The following is a 21,006-nucleotide window of genomic DNA, read 5'->3' as shown; positions in this document are numbered from 1 at the left end:
TTTTATTGATAATCTTCTTGAAAGGCGACTTATATTTGGATCTTTAAAAGATTGCCAAAAATGCGACCAAATTTTGAGAATACCGCAATAGCTTTTGAGCTAAAATCGGACTCCCAACTAGAAAGGGCCTACTTTTTATTCAAAATGATTGCCAATGAACCCTTGGTTAGAATCGGGACCGCTGTGACCAACTTTGCCATAAAGGCGCACTTGCCCGTAGAAGGCCTCATCCGGGCCACGGTGTTCGATCATTTTTGTGGTGGGGTCAGTGAAAAAGACTGTCTTCGGGTAATAGATAGAATGTATGGTAATGGTGTTTGCTCCATTTTGGACTATTCCGCAGAGGGAAAGGAAGTGGACAATCAATTTGATTTTGCCCTGGAAAAGACTTTGGAGATTCTCTCATTTGTAAAGGAGAAGGATGCCATTCCATTTGCCGTATTCAAGCCAACTGGTTTTGGTCGATTTAAACTCTATGAAAAGATAAGTGCCGGGGAAAAATTAACAGAAAAGGAAACTGCGGAATGGGGTAGGATCATTGATCGATTTGAAAAAGTCTGTAAAAAAGCACACGAACTGGAAGTAGGTCTTTTAATTGATGCTGAGGAAAGTTGGATGCAAGACGCTGCAGATGATTTGGTATTGCAAATGATGCGCAAATACAACAAAGAGAAGACCATTGTTTACAACACTTTCCAAATGTACAGGTGGGACAGAATGAATTATTTAAAGCAATTATATGATTTGGCCGCAAAGGAAGGTTTTACGATTGGGGCAAAAGTGGTTCGCGGGGCTTATATGGAAAAAGAGAATGAACGAGCGCAGGAAAAGGGATATGAGAGCCCAATTTGCAAGTCCAAACAGGAAACGGACAATAATTTTAATGATGGGATTACCTATTGCATGCAGCACTTGGACCGCATCACCATATTCGCTGGAACCCATAACGAGGCTAGTTGCCATAAGCTAATTGACTTAATGGAAGAGAGAAACCTTGATTCTTCCGATCAGAGTATTTGGTTTGGGCAGCTTTTTGGGATGAGCGATCATATTACATACAATTTGGCCAAGGAAGGTTACAATGCTGTAAAATATGTTCCTTACGGGCCCGTAAAGGATGTAATGCCCTATCTTATCCGAAGAGCTGAGGAGAACACATCAGTGGCTGGCCAGACCTCTAGGGAGTTGGCACTTATCCAAAAGGAGCGAAAACGCAGGAAGTTGGATGTTTAAGGGTTTTTCTCCAAGGTTTCAACTACGGCTTCGTTAGGGCAATTTTTTATGGTAAGAGTAAACTCGGCACCATCAATCGAACTACGAATCACATAAGTTTTACAAGGCTCAGATTTGGTATCACTACTGCCAAAATCTATATCGCCATCCGTTAAAAAAGCCTTTACAAGTAATGTGTCCTTATATTGTTCAGGCAGGTTATCATCAAAAATGAGGGTCTTGGACCGCATGTCCTTCAATACCCTGCAATTGGGGAAGTAACAAAATTCTATTCCCTCTTCACCCGATTTTTTCTTCAGAAAAAAAACCAAAAACACAATCCCAATGGACAGTCCTACCAAGTACCATCCCAAACGCCGTAAAAAAGCCATCCGTCTTAGAAAATCAGAAAATTAATATCACTATAGTTTAGGCCAAACCAATCCCCAACAGATTTATTGGTCAAGATGCCATGGTACATGTAAAGCCCGTTTCGCAATCCCTTATCAAAATGCAAGGAATGTTCCAATCCACCGTCTTCGCCAATTTTCAACAAATACGGTGTAAATATATTACTAATGGAAATGGAAGAGGTTCGTGGATAACGAGAAGGTATATTGGGCACACCGTAATGGATCACCCCAAATTTTTCAACCGTGGGTTTATTATGTGTTGTTACCTCAGAAGTCTCAAAACAGCCGCCCATATCAATACTCACATCTATGACCACGGCGCCTTTTTTCATGTTTTCCACCATGGAACTGGAAACCACAACCGGGGAACGATTTTTGCCACGGGTAGCCCCAATGGCCACATCGCAACGCTTTAATGCCTTGATAAGGTTTTTTGGTTGGATGGTAGAAGTATATACGGTTCTATTAAGGTTGGTTTGAAGCTTTCGCAGCTTGGTAATCGAATTATCGAACACCTTAATATTGGCACCCAACCCCAAGGCAGACCTAGCGGCAAACTCCCCAACCGTACCGGCACCTATAATAACCACTTCAACAGGAGGGACCCCACTGATGTTGCCCAGCATAAGCCCATTTCCTTTGTTGGTGGTTGCCATGAGCTCCGATGCAATTAAAATGGAAGAAATCCCTGCTATCTCGCTTAATGAGCGTACCGCAGGATAATTTCCATCCTCGTCCCTTATATATTCGAAGGCAATGGCAGTAAGTCTTTTCTTGGCCATGGCCTCAAAATACTCTTTACGCTGTGTTTTTATCTGCAAAGCAGAAATTACAATGGTCTGAGGGTTCAGAAAATCAATTTCAGAAAGTGAAGGTGGCTCCACCTTAAGAATAATGGGGCAAGAGAACACTTTTTTGGTATCTCGGGTAATTTCCGCACCGGCATTGGTATAATCTATGTCCAAAAAGTTGGCGCCATTTCCTGCACCGGACTCAATTAAGACCCTATGCCCGTTGGCAACAAGAGCATTTACAGCATCAGGGGTGAGGCAAATCCGTTTTTCTTGATATTGGTTTTCCTTTGGGATTCCAATATACAGTTCGCCCTTCTGCTTAAGAACCTCCAGAGTTTCTTCCTGGGGCAGTAATTGTTGTTTGCTAAAAGGGGACGATGGTTGGTTCATAGAAAGTAAATCTGAGTATCATGCCATGGCAATCAAACAAATTTACATTTTTTTTGAAAGGGTCTTCTGGCGTTGTTCCAGTTTCTCTCTTTCTTTTCGCAGCTCTTCCTTTTCCTTCAAAACTTGGAGTTCGGCATCCATGGCATCCAAATCAATACCATGAACGTGTTTATCTACCAACTTGACCCTGATAAAATATACAATGGGAGTCACAACCATGGTAACGGCCACTACGTACATGACCTCATTCTCATCCACAATATTGGAATCGAAGGTAAGTACGGCAAACAGCTGAAAGCTGTACATGGAAATTGGGATCAGAATGGCATAGTACCACCAATTTTTGCATGTTACGAACCATACCACCAATAGTAATAATGGAACAATTTTGTTGAAATAATAATAAAAGGCTTCCCCGACATCATCAAATCCATTGGTGCCAAACTCGATGCCCAAAACAGACCATGTTTCAGCGCCTTCCGGCATGTATTTGTACCAGTAGAATAAGATGGGGGTTACTGCGATCAGAAAAGCAAAAGCGCCTTCCATGATCAGTTTCTTACGGATACTTTTTTTTGTCACTCATCACTCATGATAACATAAAAAAGCTGATTTTATTGCAAAAAAATGGCCCTACCGTAAAATAGGACCATTTGTACTTAAGTTAAGATCGAAAAAAATTACAGCTTTCTAATCTTAGACTTCTCGATACTAGTAGTTTGATTTTTGTCTAAATCAACTGTAGCTACTGCAACAGTCATAGCCAAAAAGGCAACACCTAGTAATCCAAAAAAAACTTTTTTAGTGTTCATCGTAAAAGAGTTTTTGGTTAATAAATGAATTCATCTACAAGACAAATGTAGGAAAATATTTCAACTTCACCTACACTTCATCGATAAAAGTGGCATTTTAACGTAAAAAAAATACACTTCAACGATTCGTCGATGTTTTGATAAATGTATTGCTTGAAGATAAACGGATTGTCCGTTAACAAACATTTAACTCGATTGAACGTGTATTTTCATCGACAAAATGCAGGAAAATGGATACAGCATCTTCTGGCAGGAGGGATGAAATTTTTTCTGGCCATTCCATGAAAAGCCAAGCAGAAGAACTTAGGTAGTCTTCCAGTCCCATATCCAAAGCTTCGGACTCATCATTTAATCGATAAAAATCAAAATGATAGGCCAAAAGTTTTCCATGGACGTCACTATACTCGTTTACAAGACCAAAAGTAGGACTGCTGCCAGCATCTTTGGCGCCTAATTCTTTCAACAAGGTCTTGATCAAGGTGGTTTTGCCAGCTCCCATTTGTCCGTAAAAACACAGCGTCTTGTTGGGAACGGCCTTAATGAGCTGTTGTGCCACCTTTTGAATCTCTGATAATTGGAAGGTAATTTTCAATTCAGTCTATTTTGCTTCCAAAACTACAAAAGGTACGATCATTTCTTCCAAAGATACCCCACCATGTTGATAGGTGTTTCTATAATAGCTCACGTAATGGTTATAATTGTTGGGATAGGCAAAGAACAAATCGTTCTTGGCAAAAATATAACTGCTGCTTAAATTAATGTTGGGCAAGTGAATGTCCTGCGGATTCTTAGATGCCAATACATCCTTATCTTCAAAAGTAAGGCTCCTACCAGTTTTGTATCTAAGATTTAGACTGGTGTCCCTGTCCCCAATCACTTTTGAGGGCTGTTTGACATTGATCGTGCCATGATCGGTGGTCAAAACTAATTTCATGCCCAAGTTCTGTGCCTGTTGAATAATTTCCAATAGGGGCGAATTCTTGAACCAACTGAGTGTTAGTGAGCGGTATGCCTTGTCGTTTGATGCCAACTCCTTAACCACTTCCATTTCGGTCTTGGAATGGGACAGCATATCAACAAAATTGTAGACCAGCACCGTTAAATCATTATCTTTTTGCGACCTGAAATTCTGTGCCAATTGCTTTCCCTGCTTGAGGTTGTTTATTTTATGGTATTCCCATTTTAGGCTAAGACCGAGTCGCTTTAGCTGAGCGTCCAAAAACTGGGCTTCAAATAGATTTTTGCCTCCTTCGTCGGTATCGTTCTTCCACCAATCGGGATACTTTTTCTCCATATCCAAGGGCATGAGCCCAGAGAATATGGCATTTCGCGCATACTGGGTGGCGGTTGGCAAAATACTGTAATAGGCAGATTCTTGCTTCTTTTTGTAGTGGACAGACAGTGTTTCCTCAAAGGCCAACCACTGATCATAACGTAGGTTGTCTATGATGACCAACAAGGTTTTGTGTCCTTCCAATTCGGGTTGTATTTTGTTCCGAAAGAGGGTATGGGACATTATTGGACCATCTCCATTTTTGAACCAATCCCGATAGTTTTTGTCCACGAACTTTCCAAATTGTGAATTGGCTTCTGTTTTTTGGGATTCTAAGATTTCAAACATGCCAGAATCTTCAATCTCTTCCAATTGAAGCTCCCAATAAATAAGCTTTTTGTATAGTTCAACCCATTCCTCGTACGAATTCACCATAGAGAGGTCCATGGCAATTTTTCGAAATTCTTGTTGGTAATTGGCAGTGGTTTTTTCTGAAACCAAACGGGAGTTATCCAAACTCTTTTTAAGCGACAACAATATTTGGTTTGGATTTACAGGTTTTATGAGGTAATCTGCTATTTTGGAACCTATGGCCTCATCCATAATGTACTCTTCCTCACTCTTGGTGATCATTACTACAGGTATGGAGGCATCAAGTTTTTTTATTTCGGTGAGGGTCTCCAAGCCAGAGATGCCGGGCATGTTCTCATCTAAAAAAATAATGTCAAAAAAGGAATTTTTGAGCTCTTCAAGGGCATCTTGCCCACTTTGACTAGTAACTACTTTATAATTCTTGCCCTCAAGAAAAAGAATGTGCGGTTTTAGGAGATCGATCTCATCATCGACCCAAAGAATTGTAATCTTGTTCATATAGTAGTTATCTTTGTTGTTCTAAAAACAAAAATCCTTGGTAAAAACCAATAAGCTTAACGTTTTTAACGATCCAATTTACGGTTTTATTGGAACTCCAAATGAACTTATTTTTAAACTGATCGCCCATCCTTTTTTTCAAAGGCTTCGGAGGATTTCCCAAATGGGGATGTCCTTTTTGGTGTATCCCGGTGCCCATCACACTAGATTTCATCATGCTTTGGGGAGCATGCATCTGATGGACAGGGCCATTCAGATCTTAAAGTTAAAAGGTGTGGATATCAGTGAAGAAGAAGAGAATGGTCTTTTGTGCGCCATTTTATTGCATGATATTGGGCACGGCCCTTTTTCACATGCCCTAGAAGGTTTTGTGGTGAAAAATCAAAGTCACGAAAGTTTGTCCCTTCAGTTCATGCAAGAACTTAACAGACAATTTAATGGTGATTTGGATACGGCCATTGCCATTTTTAAGGGCGATTATCCAAAACCTTTTATGAACCAATTGGTGTCCAGTCAATTGGACATGGATCGATTGGACTATCTTAAAAGGGATAGTTTTTATGCAGGGGTCACCGAAGGAAATATTAATTCGGAGCGACTCATTTCCATGCTCAATGTGGTCGATGGAAACTTGGTGGTGGAAGAAAAGGGCATATATGCCGTTGAGAAGTTTTTAATGGCCCGAAGATTTATGTACTGGCAAGTGTACTTGCACAAAACGGGACTTATGGCAGAACAACTGTTGGTTAGGATCATGCAAAGGGCGCGTGAACTTTTGACAGGTGGCCATGCATTGCCAGCAAGTGGTTCCCTCTTGTTTTTTCTTGGAGAACCTGAGCAAGAAAAATTTGATGCCGAAGCGCTATTGAAATTTGCGCAATTGGATGATGTGGATATTCTTGGAGCTATAAAGTCTTGGCAGTTTAATGAAGATTTTGTGCTTTCCAAAATGTGTGGGATGCTGCTAAACAGAAAATTATTGCACATCAAGATTAAAAATCGCCCTGCAAACCCACAAAAAATGCTAATGAAATTAGAAGAAGTCATGCAGAAGTATGATCTTTCGAAACAAGAAGCCTCTAACTTTGTGTTTCAGGGCGAAATTTCGAACAAGGCCTATAATGTAAGCAAACAGGCCATATACATTCTTAAAAAGAATGGAAGGATAACCGATGTGCTTAAAGAGTCTGACCAGCTCAGCCTAAAGGCACTTTCCAAAACCGTGACCAAATATTATAGCTGCTACCCCAAGGAAGCTGTTTAACAAATTTTGTTACTTTTGCACAAATGAAATTTACGGCTACCCAAATTGCAGGAATATTAGAGGGTGAAGTTGAGGGAAATCCTCAAATCGCCGTGCATAAATTATCCAAAATTGAAGAGGGTGAAAAAGGCTCTCTAACCTTTTTGGCCAATCCTAAATACACCTCTTATATTTACTCCACCAAAGCCTCTATTACTATCGTAAATAAGGATTTTGTGCCAGAGCAATCCTTGTCTACAACTTTGATAAAAGTAGAGGATGCCTATAAATCCTTTTCCAAATTATTGGAATATTATAACCAGGTGAAGAACAACAAAGTGGGCATAGAAAGCCCTTCTTTTATATCTGGTAATGCCATTTATGGTGAAGGTTTTTACTTTGGAGCTTTCTCCTATTTGGGGGAAAATGTAAAAATTGGGGACAATGTAAAAATTTACCCCAATGTATATATTGGCGATAATGTTACCATTGGGAACCATGTCACAGTATTTGCAGGAGCCAAAATATACTCAGAATCCATTATAGGAAATCATTGTGTAATTCACAGTGGTGTAATTATTGGGGCAGATGGCTTTGGATTCACTCCAAATGCCAATGGCGAATACAGCAAAGTGCCCCAAACCGGTAATGTTATCTTGGAAGACAACGTAGATGTAGGGGCGGGCACTACCATTGACAGGGCTACCTTGGGTTCCACCATTTTACGGAAAGGCGTAAAGCTGGACAATCAAATACAGATTGCACACAATGTTGAAATTGGTGAGCATACCGCCATTGCAGCGCAAACCGGTATTGCAGGGTCTACCAAAATTGGAAAAAACTGCCTCATTGGCGGACAAGTTGGAATCGTGGGCCATATAACCATAGGGGATAGGGTCAAGATTCAGGCACAATCAGGAATAGGACGGAATGTGAAAGACGACGAAGTGCTTCAGGGATCCCCTGCATTAAACTACGGCGACTTCAATAAATCATACGTACACTTCAAGAATTTACCAAAACTGGTAAATCAAATCTCCAACATAGAAAAAAAGGTTGAAGGTGAGCAAAACAAGCAATAAGCAACGCACCATTGAAAAGAAAGTGACCCTGCAAGGTGTAGGGTTGCACACAGGAGAAAACGTAACCATGAGCTTTCTACCTGCAAGGGAAAATCATGGCTTTGCCTTTAAACGGGTAGACCTTGAGGGGGAACCCATTATTGAGGCCGATGCCAATTATGTGGTAAATACACAACGGGGCACCAACCTGGAAAAGAATGGAGTGAAAATCCAAACTTCAGAGCATGTGCTTGCCGCCTTGGTAGGGTTGGATATAGATAATGTCATGATTGAACTTGATGCTCCAGAACCTCCTATCATGGATGGGTCTTCCAAGTTTTTTGTAAAAGCACTGGAAGATGCAGGCATTGTGGAACAAGACCAAGAGCGTGAAGAATATATAGTTAAGGACGTCATCTCCTATAAAGATGAAACCACTGGAAGCGAAATTACCGTAATCCCATCCGACCACTACCAAATCACTACCATGGTGGATTTTGGCACAAAGGTATTGGGAACCCAAAACGCTACCTTGGAACATATTTCTGATTTTAAGGATCAAATTGCAAACGCACGTACCTTTAGCTTTCTTCATGAGCTTGAAATGCTTTTGGAGCATGGTCTTATAAAAGGTGGTGATCTGAACAATGCCATAGTCTATGTAGACAAGGAGATTTCCGAGTCTACTATGAAAAAACTCGAAAAAGCCTTCAATAAGAAAAAGTTGTCCGTGAAGCCCAATGGTATTCTGGACAATCTAACCTTGCACTATCCCAATGAAGCCGCAAGGCATAAGCTATTGGATGTAGTTGGGGATTTAGCCTTGGCCGGAACCCGGATTCGCGGTAAGGTCATTGCCAATAAGCCAGGACACTTTGTAAATACCCAGTTTGCCAAAAAACTGTCCAAAATCATCAAAATTGAAAAAAGGAACAAAGTTCCCACCTATGATTTGAACCAAACACCCCTAATGGATGTGACCAAAATTATGGGGATGTTGCCACATAGGCCGCCTTTTTTATTGGTGGATAAGATTTTGGAGCTTTCAGACACCCATGTAGTGGGAGTAAAGAATGTGACCATGAATGAACCTTTCTTTGTGGGACATTTTCCGGGTGCTCCAGTGATGCCTGGGGTACTCCAAGTTGAGGCCATGGCACAAACAGGAGGAATTTTGGTGCTGAGCACCGTTCCCGATCCAGAAAACTACTTGACCTTCTTCATGAAGATTGACAATGTTAAGTTTAAGCAACAAGTGGTACCTGGGGACACTTTAATATTTAAATGCGATTTGATCTCCCCAATCCGACGCGGTATCTGTCATATGCAAGCCTATGCCTATGCCAACGGAAGATTGGTTTCCGAAGCCGAATTGATGGCCCAAATTGTAAAAACCAAAAACACAGACTCTTAGATGAACCAACCTCTTGCATATGTACACCCTGGGGCCAAGATTGCCAAAAATGTGGTAATCGAGCCTTTTACAACCATTCACAACAATGTGACGATTGGTGAAGGAACTTGGATTGGTTCCAATGTTACCATCATGGAAGGTGCTAGAATTGGTAAAAACTGTAACATTTTTCCAGGTGCCATTATATCCGCCATGCCCCAAGATTTAAAATATCAAGGTGAGGACACAACAGTCCACATTGGTGACAACACTACAATCAGGGAGTGTGCCACTATAAATAAAGGGACTTCGGACCGCATGAAAACGGTCATTGGAAACAACTGCCTCATTATGGCCTATTGTCACGTTGCCCACGACTGTATTGTGGGAGATGGGTGTATTTTTAGCAATAATTCCACTTTGGCAGGTCATGTGACCATTGGCCAAAATGTGGTTTTAGCTGGAATGGTAGCAGTGCATCAATTTGTATCCATTGGCAACCATGCCTTCGTAACAGGAGGTTCCTTGGTCCGTAAAGATGTTCCTCCTTTTGTTAAGGCAGCACGGGAACCACTTTCCTATGTTGGCATCAACTCCATCGGTCTTAGAAGAAGAGGTTTTGAGGCAGAAAAAATAAGGGAGATACAAAACATCTACCGTATTTTATATCAAAAAAACTACAACAATTCCCAAGCGGCATCCATTATAGAAGCAGAGATGGAAGCCACCCCTGAACGCGATGAGATACTTCAGTTCATCAGGGATTCGCAAAGAGGAATCATGAAAGGTTATTTTAGTTCAAATTAATTATATGGCAAGTACTTCTGATATTCGCAAAGGGTTGTGCATTCGATTCAACCATGATATCTACAAAATTGTGGAGTTTCTTCACGTAAAACCTGGAAAAGGCCCGGCCTTTGTCCGCACAAAATTGAAAAGTGTCACAACGGGTAAGGTTCTCGACAATACATTTTCGGCAGGTCATAAAATAGAGGATGTTCGGGTAGAAACCCGTTCCTATCAGTATTTGTATCCAGAAGGGGAGACCTTTCACTTCATGAATACGGACGATTACAACCAGATTGCGTTGCAAAGAGATGCTCTGGATGCTCCAGACCTATTGAAGGAAGGCGAAGTGGTTACCATCATTTTTAATGCAGAGGACAATATGCCACTTTCAGTGGAAATGCCTGCAAGTGTTATATTGGAGGTGACCCATACCGAACCGGGAGTAAAGGGAAACACCGCCACAAACGCCACCAAACCAGCCACTGTTGAAACAGGTGCCCGTATTAATGTGCCTCTTTTTATCAATGAAGGAGACAAAATAAAGGTAGATACGGAAAAAGGTGCCTATTTGGAACGTGCCAAAGAGTAGCAGAACATGAAATTTCCAAGGGTTCATACCTTAAAAGAGGTTTCCGAAATCATAGACTCGGAATTTGTTGGGGAGGAATCATTTCCCATTTTGGGAATGAATGAAATCCATGTGGTGGAAGAAGGGGATATTGTATTTGTGGATCACCCAAAATATTATGATAAGGCACTTGAATCAAAAGCCTCAGTGGTGCTCATCAACAAAACGGTGGATTGCCCCGAAGGAAAAGCGCTGTTGGTTTCTGATGATCCATATCGGGATTTTAACAAACTGACCCGCCATTTTAGGCCTTTTCAGAGCTCGAGTATGGCCATTTCCGAGACTGCTGAAATTGGCAAGGGAACCATTATACAACCCAACGTTTTTATTGGAAATCATGTTACGATTGGTGAAAATTGCATGATTCATCCCAATGTCACCATATATGACCATTGCATCATTGGCAACAATGTGACCATCCACGCAGGAACAGTATTGGGTTCAGATGCATTTTACTACAAAAACCGCCCAGAAGGTTTTGACAAATTACTGTCTGGTGGTAGAGTCGTCATTGAGGATTATGTGGATATCGGGGCATCTTGTACCATTGATCGCGGAGTTACAGGCGATACAATAATTAAAACTCACTCGAAATTAGACAACCAAATCCAAATAGGACATGATACCGTTATTGGTAAGAAATGCTTAATTGCTTCTCATGTGGGGATTGCTGGATGTGTTGTTCTAGAAGATGAAGTTACCATGTGGGGGCAAGTAGGGGTTACAAGCGCGATCACTATTGGAAAAAAAGCCGTGATTCTGGCCCAGACCGGTGTGGCCAAATCCTTGGAAGGCGGCAAGACCTATTTTGGCAGTCCAGCTGAAGAAGCCCGTGATAAACTAAAACAAATGGCCTTGGTTAAGAAAATCCCCGAAATCCTTGAAAAATTGAAAAAGAATTAAAAAAACAATAGACAAAACGCATAGCAAAGCCTATTTTTACACCTAATTAAGTTTAACATATGAGCGTCTTAGTAAACAAAGATTCAAAAATAATTGTACAAGGTTTTACCGGTAGCGAAGGAACATTCCATGCCGGACAAATGATAGAATACGGAACCAATGTTGTAGGTGGTGTCACTCCCGGAAAAGGAGGACAGGAACATTTGGGAAAACCTGTTTTCAATACGGTTCAAGAAGCTGTTCAAAAAGCAGGTGCGGACACTACTATTATTTTTGTTCCGCCAGCCTTTGCTGCAGATGCTATTATGGAAGCTGCCGATGCAGGCATCAAGGTCATCATTACCATTACGGAAGGGATTCCCGTTGCCGATATGGTAAAGGCCAACGATTATATAAAAGATAAGGACTGTACATTGGTAGGTCCAAACTGCCCTGGGGTAATTACTCCCGGTGAAGCCAAGGTAGGCATCATGCCAGGATTTGTCTTTAAAAAAGGACATGTGGGCATTGTTTCCAAATCAGGAACATTAACCTATGAGGCTGCCGACCAAGTTGTACGTCAAGGATTGGGCATTACTACCGCCATTGGAATAGGCGGGGACCCTATAATCGGAACCACCACCAAACAAGCCCTAGAGCTTTTAATCAACGACCCTGAAACAGAATGTGTGGTTATGATTGGAGAGATTGGTGGTCAATTGGAAGGCGATGCCGCCAAATGGTACAAACAAAGTGGCAGTAAAAAACCCGTAGTAGGATTTATTGCTGGGGAAACTGCACCAGCTGGACGCACCATGGGACATGCCGGAGCCATTGTAGGAGGTAGTGACGATACTGCACAGGCCAAGAAGCGAATCATGAGGGAATGCGGTATCCATGTAGTGGATTCCCCCGCAGAAATCGGTATTAAAGTTAAAGAAGTGGTTGGCTAGACCAACCGTTAAAACTATTCTAAATCCCGTGCAAAGCGGGATTTTTTTTCGGCAAAACATAAAACAACAACTATATTTGGTAGATAACCATTCAAACACGATCATCTTATGAAACTTTTGGAAGGCAAAAATGTAATTATCACAGGGGCAAGTAGAGGAATTGGAAAAGGGATAGCCCAAATATTTGGACAACACGGCGCCAATGTGGCATTCACCTATAGTTCCAGTGAAGCCCCTGCATTGGAATTACAAAAAGAGTTGGAGGACATGGGCGTAAAAGCCAAAGCTTATAAAAGTAATGCGGCCAGCTATGAAGACTCTGAAGCTTTGGTGGCACAGGTCTTGGAAGATTTTGATGGGAGAATCGATGTATTGATCAACAATGCAGGAATCACCAAGGACAATCTGTTGATGCGTATGGGTGAGGAAGATTTTGACTCGGTAGTCGAAATCAACCTAAAGTCTGTATTTAATATGACCAAGGCGGTACAACGCACCATGTTGAAACAACGGAAAGGTTCCATTATCAACATGAGTAGTGTTGTGGGTATAAAAGGAAATGCCGGACAGGCCAATTATGCCGCCTCAAAAGCCGGAATGATTGGGTTCACAAAATCTATCGCACTTGAATTAGGTTCCAGAAACATTCGCTGCAATGCCATTGCTCCCGGTTTTATTGAAACCGAAATGACAGACAAGTTGGATGAGAAAACGGTTCAGGGTTGGCGAGATGCCATTCCATTGAAACGCGGTGGAAAACCAGAAGATGTTGCCAATGCCTGTCTGTTTTTGGCATCGGACCTTTCAGATTATGTTACCGGACAAGTTTTAAGTGTGGACGGTGGCATGCTAACCTAAAAGAACTGCATGGAATTGCGCACGGTACTCCTTATTGTTCTTGCAGCGATTGCCGCGCTTTCCTTGGTAGTCTATCAATATTTCTTCAAAAACCCTAGAAAGGGATCGCTAAAGATAATACTGGCCGCATTACGGTTTCTAACCTTGTTCTGCGGCCTTCTATTGTTGATCAATCCCAAGTTTGTCAATAGAGATTATTTTTTGGAAAAGGCGAACCTGATTGTATTGGTCGATGATTCATCATCCATGCTTCAGGCCCAATCCCAAGACAATCTTTCTGGGATGTTGCAAACCCTTTCAGATAACCAAAACCTTAAAGAGCGTTTTGAGGTTCATCAATACGCCTTTGGTAAAGATATCCGTCCTATGGATTCCCTTGGGTTAAATAAAAAGAGTACCGACATTGCCGCTGCTATTTCTACCGTAGATGAAATTTTTGTGAATGGGAACAACGCCGTAGTGCTTATAACGGATGGCAACCAAACGTTGGGCAGGGATTATGAACATCTCAACCTTGGAGAAAACATTTCTATAAACCCTATTGTGATTGGGGACACTACGGCCTATGAAGACATTTCCATCGGACTCACCAACACCAATACCTATGCGTTTCTCAACAATAAGTTTCCAGTTGAAACGACCATCCTGTACAATGGAAAAACAGCCGTTTCCAAGACAATGACCATTTCTTTGGATGGAAAAACCGTTCACCGACAACAAGTAACACTAAATGACACAAAGAACAGTCAAACCGTGCATGCTTTGTTGGAGGCTCAAAGTGTTGGGGTGAAAACCATACGGATTGAAGTGGAAAATCTAAGTAATGAAAAGAACACTATCAATAACCAGAAGGAAACGGCCATAGAGGTCATAGATGAGCGGACCAAGGTGATGATTATTTCAGATTTGCTTCATCCAGATATTGGCGCTCTAAAAAAATCCATTGAAGCAAACGAACAACGTTCGGTAACGTTACATGGACCCAATGTTTCTTCCAACACTCTAGATGAAGCCGATCTTTTGATTCTCTATCAGCCTACAAGGGCTTTTGCCAATGTCTACGACCATGTTTCCAAATCAAAAGTGAGCACCTTCACAGTTACAGGGAAGCATACGGATTGGAACTTTTTAAATAGGGCGCAAAAAGCGTTTCAAAAAGCGAACAGCACTCAATCCGAGGATATTTTGCCAGTTCGAAATAATTCCTTCCGAACATTTGGTCTAGAAGATTTTGATACTAGCGGATTTCCTCCTTTGAATGGAGCGTTGGGAGATATCCAACTCAATAAAAACGGGGAGGTTTTACTGTTTCAACAAATCAGGGGAGTTAATTTGGACCAACCTTTATTTGCAGTTTTAACCGATGGAAGTCAGCGAGAAGCAGTCCTTTTTGGGGAAAACATTTGGAAATGGCGAGCCCAAACTTACCGAAGCCACGAAAACTTTGAAAGTTTTGACGCCTTTATAGGAAAACTGATGGTGTATTTAGCCAATAGTGGGCAACGCAACCGACTGGAATTGGACTACAACCTGGTTTTTGATAGTCCAAGCTTGGCACTTATACGGGCTTCCTATTTTGACGAGAGCTACCAATTTGATTCCAATACCAACCTTAATATTGACATTCAAGGTAAAGAAAACAATTTTGTACGTAGGTCCCCCATGCTACAAAAGGGCAATTTTTTTGAAGTTGATTTAAGTGATTTGGAAGCGGGGGAATACCAATTCACTGTGAGCGTAACAGGCGAAAATTTAAAACAATCCGGACAGTTTAAGATTTTGGATTTTAATCCTGAAAAGCAACATATGGGAGCCAATTACGGCAAGCTGGGCCGTTTGGCCAACAACACTATGGGCAAGCTTTATTTTCCCAAGGATTTGCAAACACTTTCGGATGATTTGTCTACTGCACAACAATATCTTCCGGTGCAAAAGAGCAAACAGAATATTGTATCTTTAATAGATTTCCGTATACTACTTGGATTGATGGCCCTAACCCTTACTTTGGAATGGTTCATCAGAAAATACAATGGATTAATTTAAATGTTATAAAACCATGGATAGATTACCAAAGATTGCTTTACCAGCCTTAGCGGGCATTATTTTTCTTATCATATTTATTTCTAGGTCTACAGTGACCATCGGTTCCGGGGAGGCCGGGGTTCTCTATAAATATTTTGGTGGGGGTGTGGTCACCGATGAGCCGCCCTTGGGCGAAGGATTCCACTTGGTTGCTCCATGGAACAAAGTGTTTGTGTATGAGGTTCGACAGCAAGAAAAGTTGGAGAAAATGAATGTGCTTTCTTCAAATGGTCTAGATATAAAACTTGAAGCCTCTGTGTGGTTTCAACCAAAATATGACGAGCTTGGGAAATTGCACCAAGAAAAAAGTGAACAATATATAGAGCGTGTCCTATTACCTGCCATTCGTTCTGCAGCCCGTAGTGTGGTGGGACGATATACCCCGGAACAATTGTATTCCAGTAAACGGGATGCCATTCAACAGGAAATCTTTGAGGAAACCCAAAAAATTGTGGATGACCAATACATTCAACTGAATGAAGTTTTGGTACGTGATGTAACCTTGCCGCCCACCATCAAGGATGCCATCGAACGAAAGCTAAAACAGGAACAAGAGTCCTTGGAGTATGAATTTAGATTGGTCACTGCCCAAAAGGAAGCGGAAAAAGTTCGAATCGAAGCACAAGGAAAAGCGGATGCCAACAAGATTCTGAGTGCTTCCCTGACAGATAAGATATTACAGGACAAGGGTATTGAAGCTACATTGAAACTTGCCGAATCCCCCAATGCAAAAGTGGTAGTGGTGGGGTCTGGAGACGATGGTTTGCCCCTAATTTTGGGAAATAACTAAATAAGTCTTTTTTGATAAAAAAATATGTCCTACTTTTGATTCCATAATGAGAAACAAAAACGTACATCATCATTTTTACACTTGCTCTCAAGCGAGGTAGAGATGTATTGCTGTAACCAAAAATATATTCTAACCCGTTTGAGAAATCAAACGGGTTTTGTTTTTGTGCCCGTTTGGGTTGTTGAACACCAAAAAAAGAGTAATGACAAAGATTAGGATCGCGGTTCAAAAAAGTGGCCGGTTAAATGAGGATTCCCTCGCTATTTTAAAGGATTGTGGCATTTCCATAGACAATGGAAAAGATCAACTCAAAGCTACCGCCCGAAATTTCCCCTTGGAGGTATTTTACCTTCGCAATGGAGATATTCCCCAATACCTAAGGGATGGGGTAGTGGACATTGCCATCATTGGGGAAAATGTACTGGTGGAAAAAGGGCAGGATATTTCCGTTATTGAAAAACTGAACTTTTCCAAATGCAGGGTGTCCTTGGCGGTTCCGAAAGGCGTAAAGTATAACTCCGTAAAAGACTTGGAAGGCAAAAAGATAGCCACTTCCTATCCCAATACGGTAAATGAATATCTGAAATCCAAAGGTGTTACGGCAGATTTGCACATTATTAACGGTTCCGTGGAAATTGCCCCCAACATTGGATTGGCCGATGGTATCTGTGATATTGTTTCCAGCGGAAGCACCCTCTTCAAGAACAATTTAAAAGAGGTCGATGTGATCCTGACCAGTGAGGCAGTCTTGGCGGTATCGCCTACCATATCCAAAGAGCGTTTGGAGATTCTGAAGAAAATCCAATTCAGGATAAAATCGGTGTTACAAGCACGCCAAAACAAATATGTATTGCTGAACGCACCCAATGACAAGTTGGATGAAATCATTTCGCTTTTGCCCGGAATGCGTAGTCCAACAGTATTGCCGTTGGCAGAAGAGGGCTGGAGCTCCGTACATTCTGTCATCACAAGAGATACCTTTTGGGAAGTCATCGATGCCCTGAAACAAGCCGGAGCCGAAGGAATTTTAGTATGTCCTATTGAAAAAATGGTACTGTAGTGAAGCGAATAGATTTTCCAGAACGAGAAAATTGGGAAGGAATTTTAAAAAGACCCACCCAAACGGTATCCGATATTGAGGGTACCGTCAATACCATCTTTGAAGAGGTGAAATCCGGAGGGGATTCTGTTGTCAAAAAATATACGGAACGCTTTGATGGGGTTGCCCTTAATGACTGCAGGGTTTCTTCTGATGAGATAAAAAAAGCGTCAGCGCTTGTTTCTGAAGATTTAAAACAAGCTATAGATCTGGCCAAGGCGAACATTGAAAAGTTCCACGCGGCGCAACGTACGGAAAGGGTAGAAGCGGAAACCATGCCCGGGGTATCCTGCTGGCAGGAAAAGCGTCCCATCCAAAAAGTTGGATTGTACATCCCTGGAGGTTCCGCGCCACTGTTTTCCACTATTTTGATGTTGGCCATTCCAGCGAAATTGGCAGGTTGCACAGAAATTGTACTCTGCACGCCTCCAGACAAGAAAGGGGAAATCAACCCCGCCATTTTGTATACCGCACAACTTTGTGGTGTAACGCAGATCTATAAGGTAGGGGGCATACAAGCCATTGCGGGAATGACCTTCGGCACGGAATCCATCCCTAAAGTCTATAAAATCTTTGGCCCTGGAAACCAATTTGTTACCGTGGCCAAGCAACTGGCCACCAAGTATGGGATTGCCATTGACATGCCTGCCGGACCTAGTGAACTTTTGGTGGTGGCAGATGATACGGCCAATCCAGCTTTTGTAGCGTCAGATTTGTTGAGTCAGGCCGAACATGGAGCTGATAGTCAGGTGATTTTGGTATCAACCTCAGAAAATTTGATCAATGCTGTAGAGGAGGAAATCGAGACTCAGCTAAAAGTGTTGCCCAGGGCTTCCATTGCTGAAAAAGCTATTGCCAACAGCAAACTGATTCAGGTAAAGAATGACCAAGAAGCCTTGGATTTAATCAATGAATATGGCCCTGAACACTTTATTGTATGTGTGGAAAATGAGGGTTTTTACCTTGACGGAATCCAAAATGCCGGTTCGGTGTTTATCGGAAACTATACCCCGGAAAGCGCTGGGGACTACGCTTCGGGGACCAATCACACCCTGCCCACCAATGGGTATGCCAAGCAGTACAGTGGAGTGAACCTGGACAGTTTCATGAAAAGCATGACCTTTCAAAAAATATCCGAAGAAGGCATAAAAAGAATTGGAAGTGCCATAGAACTCATGGCCGAAGCAGAAGGTCTCCAAGCACACAAAAATGCAGTGACCCTAAGATTAAAAAGTTTACAATGAGAGCTGTTTTCAATATAAAAAATATGGTAAGGGAATCCGTGGACCAATTAAAACCCTATTCTTCCGCGCGGGATGAATATGTTTCGGACGGTTCTGAAATGATTTTCTTGGATGCCAATGAAAATCCGTTTGAGAACGGCGTCAATCGCTATCCAGACCCCTACCAACGAAGCCTAAAATCACTCTTGGCCGAACAAAAAGGAGTTTCTGAGAGCAACATGCTTCTGGGAAATGGAAGTGATGAAGTATTGGATCTTATCTATAGGGCATTTTGTGAACCCAATCGGGACAACATCATCACTTTGCCCCCCACGTATGGCATGTACAAGGTTCTGGCAGGTATCAATGCGGTGGAGAACAGAGAGGTATTGTTGACACCGGATTTTGAACCCAATATCCCTGAAACCCTGAAAGCGGTGGATGGGAATACCAAGTTATTATTTATTTGTTCGCCAAATAACCCCACTGGAAACACCTTTACGGTGGATAAGGTGCAACAATTATTGGAATCTTTTCCAGGACTAGTGGTAATCGATGAAGCCTACATTGATTTTTCAGAAGAAGAGAGTTGGGTTGGCAAATTGACAGATTATCCCAATTTGATAGTGACCCAAACCCTTTCCAAAGCCTATGGTTTGGCGGGGATTCGACTGGGGATTTGTTATGCCTCGGAAGAAATCATTGCCATTTTAAACAAGATCAAACCACCCTATAATGTGAATCAACTTACACAGCAGCAAGCCTTGCAGCGTCTGTTGAATCAAGATGCGGTTGCCTCTGAAGTTGAAAAAATACTAAGAGAACGGGCATCATTGACCGAAGCATTAAAAGCATTGGCTTTTGTACAGGAAATCTATCCAACAGATGCTAATTTTGTATTGGTCAAGGTGGATGATGCCAATAAACGATATCAACAATTATTGGGGCAAAAAGTAGTGGTGCGCAATAGAAGCACCCAACCTTTATGTGAAGATACCCTTCGGTTTACCGTTGGGACTCCCGAAGAGAACAAAACACTGATAGCCATTTTAAAACAACTACCATAATGGGCAAGAAAGTATTATTTATTGATCGTGATGGAACCATTATAAAGGAAACGGCCGACGAACAGATTGATGCATTTGAAAAAATGATTTTTTACCCCAAGGCCTTCACGTTTCTGGGAAAAATTGCCAAAGAACTGGATTATGAGTTGGTCATGATCACCAATCAAGATGGTTTGGGTACGGATATTTTTCCAGAAGATACCTTTTGGCCGGTACACAATTTTATCATGAAATCTTTTGAGAATGAAGGAGTGGTTTTCGACCAAGTATTTATTGATAAAACCTTTCCCAAGGACAATGCCAACACTAGAAAACCGGGAACAGGGATGTTGACTTCTTATTTTTCCGATGCCTATGATTTGGAAAATTCCTTCGTGATCGGAGATCGCTTGACCGATGTGGAATTGGCCAAAAATTTAGGGGCGAAGGGAATCTTCATCAATGATGACACCCATTTGGGAACAGGAGAGATTACGGTAAAGCGGGAGGAATTGGACGATTATATCGCCTTGGAGAGCAATGACTGGGAAAAAATCTATGAGTTTTTAAAACTCGAGAACCGTATTGGTGAAATTTCAAGAAAGACCAATGAAACGGACATCCAAATCAAGTTGAACCTGGATGGGACCGGAAAAGGTAACATCCAAACAGGATTGGCCTTCTTTGATCATATGTTGGACCAATTGGCCCGTCATGGACAAATGGATTTGGACATCAAGGTGAATGGTGATTTGGAAGTGGACGAACACCATACCATTGAAGATACGGCCATTGCTTTGGGGGAAGTTTTTTCAAAAGCCTTGGGCAATAAATTGGGCATAGAACGCTACGGTTTTTGCTTGCCCATGGACGATTGCTTGGCGCAGGTGGCCATTGATTTCGGTGGAAGAAATTGGCTGGTATGGGATGCTGAGTTCAAAAGGGAAAAAGTAGGGGATATGCCTACCGAAATGTTCCTGCATTTCTTTAAATCCTTCACGGATGGAGCCAAGGCCAATTTGAACGTTAAGGCCGAAGGTGACAATGAACACCACAAAATAGAGGCTATTTTCAAAGCTTTTGCCAAGTCCATTAAAATGGCTGTGAAACGGGATGCCGAGAAAATGGTATTACCCTCAACCAAGGGTTTATTATAAACTAGGTCATTTCGAAGGAGTTTGCGACTGAGAAATCT

21 protein-coding genes are annotated in these 21,006 nt (G+C 41.8%); 15 read left to right on the top strand and 6 right to left on the bottom strand.

All coding sequences use genetic code 11. The features are described from left to right. Positions 1-60: 60 nt before the first annotated feature. Positions 61-1,233, top strand: a complete 1,173-nt coding sequence (locus ACP14V_RS08575) for a proline dehydrogenase family protein (RefSeq protein WP_272610183.1) — start codon at positions 61-63, stop codon at positions 1,231-1,233. Here ACP14V_RS08575 and ACP14V_RS08570 read toward each other — a convergent pair. From ACP14V_RS08570 to ACP14V_RS08545, 6 genes are all read right to left on the bottom strand, one after another. Further along, positions 1,230-1,604, bottom strand: coding sequence for a DUF4258 domain-containing protein (locus tag ACP14V_RS08570; RefSeq protein WP_272610182.1), 375 nt, complete (start codon positions 1,602-1,604; stop codon positions 1,230-1,232). The two genes, ACP14V_RS08575 and ACP14V_RS08570, sit on opposite strands and share 4 nt — an antisense overlap. Positions 1,605-1,609: 5 nt before the next feature. Beyond that, complete coding sequence (locus ACP14V_RS08565; RefSeq protein WP_272610181.1) at positions 1,610-2,809, bottom strand: alanine dehydrogenase; 1,200 nt, start codon at positions 2,807-2,809, stop codon at positions 1,610-1,612. Positions 2,810-2,851: 42 nt separating this feature from the next. Further along, a complete protein-coding gene (locus tag ACP14V_RS08560; protein ID WP_424987164.1) occupies positions 2,852-3,391 on the bottom strand; it encodes a hypothetical protein in 540 nt (179 codons plus the stop codon). A gap of 98 nt (positions 3,392-3,489) precedes the next feature. Beyond that, entirely contained in the window at positions 3,490-3,621 is a 132-nt protein-coding gene (locus tag ACP14V_RS08555) for a hypothetical protein (RefSeq protein WP_262709765.1), read from the bottom strand. A 175-nt stretch (positions 3,622-3,796) separates the two neighbouring features. Then, positions 3,797-4,213, bottom strand: a complete 417-nt coding sequence (gene tsaE / locus ACP14V_RS08550) for a tRNA (adenosine(37)-N6)-threonylcarbamoyltransferase complex ATPase subunit type 1 TsaE (protein ID WP_272610179.1) — start codon at positions 4,211-4,213, stop codon at positions 3,797-3,799. Positions 4,214-4,219: 6 nt separating this feature from the next. Beyond that, positions 4,220-5,764 carry a PglZ domain-containing protein gene (locus ACP14V_RS08545; RefSeq protein ID WP_272610178.1) on the bottom strand — a complete coding sequence of 515 codons (1,545 nt, stop codon included), beginning with the start codon at positions 5,762-5,764 and terminating at the stop codon, positions 4,220-4,222. 37 nt (positions 5,765-5,801) lie between these two features. Between ACP14V_RS08545 and ACP14V_RS08540 the strand changes: the two genes are divergently transcribed. The 14 genes from ACP14V_RS08540 to hisB all read left to right on the top strand — a co-directional run bounded on the left by ACP14V_RS08540 (position 5,802) and on the right by hisB (position 20,968). Beyond that, positions 5,802-7,028: an HD domain-containing protein gene (locus ACP14V_RS08540; RefSeq protein WP_272610177.1), complete on the top strand. Its 1,227-nt coding sequence runs from the start codon at positions 5,802-5,804 to the stop codon at positions 7,026-7,028. Between the two features lie 23 nt (positions 7,029-7,051). Then, positions 7,052-8,089 (top strand): UDP-3-O-(3-hydroxymyristoyl)glucosamine N-acyltransferase, encoded by a 1,038-nt coding sequence (gene lpxD, locus ACP14V_RS08535; protein ID WP_136567183.1) that lies wholly within the window; start codon positions 7,052-7,054, stop codon positions 8,087-8,089. Next, positions 8,070-9,482, top strand: a complete 1,413-nt coding sequence (locus ACP14V_RS08530; RefSeq protein WP_272610176.1) for a bifunctional UDP-3-O-[3-hydroxymyristoyl] N-acetylglucosamine deacetylase/3-hydroxyacyl-ACP dehydratase — start codon at positions 8,070-8,072, stop codon at positions 9,480-9,482. Before lpxD ends, ACP14V_RS08530 begins: the two co-directional genes overlap by 20 nt. After that, positions 9,483-10,268: an acyl-ACP--UDP-N-acetylglucosamine O-acyltransferase gene (lpxA, locus tag ACP14V_RS08525; RefSeq protein WP_116218825.1), complete on the top strand. Its 786-nt coding sequence runs from the start codon at positions 9,483-9,485 to the stop codon at positions 10,266-10,268. It abuts the gene before it with no gap. 4 nt (positions 10,269-10,272) lie between these two features. Then, positions 10,273-10,839 carry an elongation factor P gene (efp, locus tag ACP14V_RS08520; protein WP_136567185.1) on the top strand — a complete coding sequence of 189 codons (567 nt, stop codon included), beginning with the start codon at positions 10,273-10,275 and terminating at the stop codon, positions 10,837-10,839. 6 nt (positions 10,840-10,845) lie between these two features. After that, positions 10,846-11,781 carry a UDP-3-O-(3-hydroxymyristoyl)glucosamine N-acyltransferase gene (locus ACP14V_RS08515; protein WP_272610175.1) on the top strand — a complete coding sequence of 312 codons (936 nt, stop codon included), beginning with the start codon at positions 10,846-10,848 and terminating at the stop codon, positions 11,779-11,781. A 59-nt stretch (positions 11,782-11,840) separates the two neighbouring features. Continuing rightward, entirely contained in the window at positions 11,841-12,713 is an 873-nt protein-coding gene (sucD, locus tag ACP14V_RS08510; protein WP_136567187.1) for a succinate--CoA ligase subunit alpha, read from the top strand. A gap of 108 nt (positions 12,714-12,821) precedes the next feature. Beyond that, on the top strand, positions 12,822-13,571 hold the full coding sequence (gene fabG, locus ACP14V_RS08505; protein WP_272610174.1) for a 3-oxoacyl-[acyl-carrier-protein] reductase: 750 nt from the start codon (positions 12,822-12,824) through the stop codon (positions 13,569-13,571). 9 nt (positions 13,572-13,580) lie between these two features. After that, positions 13,581-15,614, top strand: coding sequence for a VWA domain-containing protein (locus tag ACP14V_RS08500; RefSeq protein WP_272610173.1), 2,034 nt, complete (start codon positions 13,581-13,583; stop codon positions 15,612-15,614). Positions 15,615-15,627: 13 nt separating this feature from the next. Then, a complete protein-coding gene (locus ACP14V_RS08495) occupies positions 15,628-16,443 on the top strand; it encodes a prohibitin family protein (protein ID WP_136567190.1) in 816 nt (271 codons plus the stop codon). Between the two features lie 202 nt (positions 16,444-16,645). Beyond that, a complete protein-coding gene (gene hisG, locus ACP14V_RS08490) occupies positions 16,646-17,503 on the top strand; it encodes an ATP phosphoribosyltransferase (protein ID WP_272610172.1) in 858 nt (285 codons plus the stop codon). After that, positions 17,503-18,786, top strand: coding sequence for a histidinol dehydrogenase (hisD, locus tag ACP14V_RS08485; RefSeq protein WP_272610171.1), 1,284 nt, complete (start codon positions 17,503-17,505; stop codon positions 18,784-18,786). The genes hisG and hisD overlap by 1 nt, the downstream gene beginning before the upstream one ends. Next, a complete protein-coding gene (gene hisC / locus ACP14V_RS08480) occupies positions 18,783-19,832 on the top strand; it encodes a histidinol-phosphate transaminase (protein WP_272610170.1) in 1,050 nt (349 codons plus the stop codon). Before hisD ends, hisC begins: the two co-directional genes overlap by 4 nt. Continuing rightward, complete coding sequence (hisB, locus tag ACP14V_RS08475) at positions 19,832-20,968, top strand: bifunctional histidinol-phosphatase/imidazoleglycerol-phosphate dehydratase HisB (RefSeq protein WP_272610169.1); 1,137 nt, start codon at positions 19,832-19,834, stop codon at positions 20,966-20,968. Before hisC ends, hisB begins: the two co-directional genes overlap by 1 nt. The last annotated feature ends 38 nt before the right edge of the window (positions 20,969-21,006 follow it).

The sequence above is a fragment of the Flagellimonas alvinocaridis genome (assembly GCF_965248585.1).
Taxonomy (GTDB): domain Bacteria; phylum Bacteroidota; class Bacteroidia; order Flavobacteriales; family Flavobacteriaceae; genus Flagellimonas; species Flagellimonas alvinocaridis.
This window is presented reverse-complemented; position numbering and strand designations above follow the sequence as displayed.

Excerpts from the sequence above, each read along its gene's own strand:
- ACP14V_RS08555 (WP_262709765.1), bottom strand. The coding sequence starts at position 3,621 with ATGAACACTAAAAAAGTTTTTTTTGGATTACTAGGTGTTGCCTTTTTG.
- hisC (WP_272610170.1), top strand. The coding sequence starts at position 18,783 with ATGAGAGCTGTTTTCAATATAAAAAATATGGTAAGGGAATCCGTGGAC.
- ACP14V_RS08575 (WP_272610183.1), top strand. The coding sequence starts at position 61 with ATGCGACCAAATTTTGAGAATACCGCAATAGCTTTTGAGCTAAAATCG.
- ACP14V_RS08545 (WP_272610178.1), bottom strand. The coding sequence starts at position 5,764 with ATGAACAAGATTACAATTCTTTGGGTCGATGATGAGATCGATCTCCTA.
- hisG (WP_272610172.1), top strand. The coding sequence starts at position 16,646 with ATGACAAAGATTAGGATCGCGGTTCAAAAAAGTGGCCGGTTAAATGAG.
- ACP14V_RS08500 (WP_272610173.1), top strand. The coding sequence starts at position 13,581 with ATGGAATTGCGCACGGTACTCCTTATTGTTCTTGCAGCGATTGCCGCG.
- ACP14V_RS08570 (WP_272610182.1), bottom strand. The coding sequence starts at position 1,604 with ATGGCTTTTTTACGGCGTTTGGGATGGTACTTGGTAGGACTGTCCATT.
- hisB (WP_272610169.1), top strand. The coding sequence starts at position 19,832 with ATGGGCAAGAAAGTATTATTTATTGATCGTGATGGAACCATTATAAAG.
- sucD (WP_136567187.1), top strand. The coding sequence starts at position 11,841 with ATGAGCGTCTTAGTAAACAAAGATTCAAAAATAATTGTACAAGGTTTT.
- efp (WP_136567185.1), top strand. The coding sequence starts at position 10,273 with ATGGCAAGTACTTCTGATATTCGCAAAGGGTTGTGCATTCGATTCAAC.
- lpxA (WP_116218825.1), top strand. The coding sequence starts at position 9,483 with ATGAACCAACCTCTTGCATATGTACACCCTGGGGCCAAGATTGCCAAA.
- fabG (WP_272610174.1), top strand. The coding sequence starts at position 12,822 with ATGAAACTTTTGGAAGGCAAAAATGTAATTATCACAGGGGCAAGTAGA.
- ACP14V_RS08565 (WP_272610181.1), bottom strand. The coding sequence starts at position 2,809 with ATGAACCAACCATCGTCCCCTTTTAGCAAACAACAATTACTGCCCCAG.
- lpxD (WP_136567183.1), top strand. The coding sequence starts at position 7,052 with ATGAAATTTACGGCTACCCAAATTGCAGGAATATTAGAGGGTGAAGTT.
- ACP14V_RS08495 (WP_136567190.1), top strand. The coding sequence starts at position 15,628 with ATGGATAGATTACCAAAGATTGCTTTACCAGCCTTAGCGGGCATTATT.
- ACP14V_RS08515 (WP_272610175.1), top strand. The coding sequence starts at position 10,846 with ATGAAATTTCCAAGGGTTCATACCTTAAAAGAGGTTTCCGAAATCATA.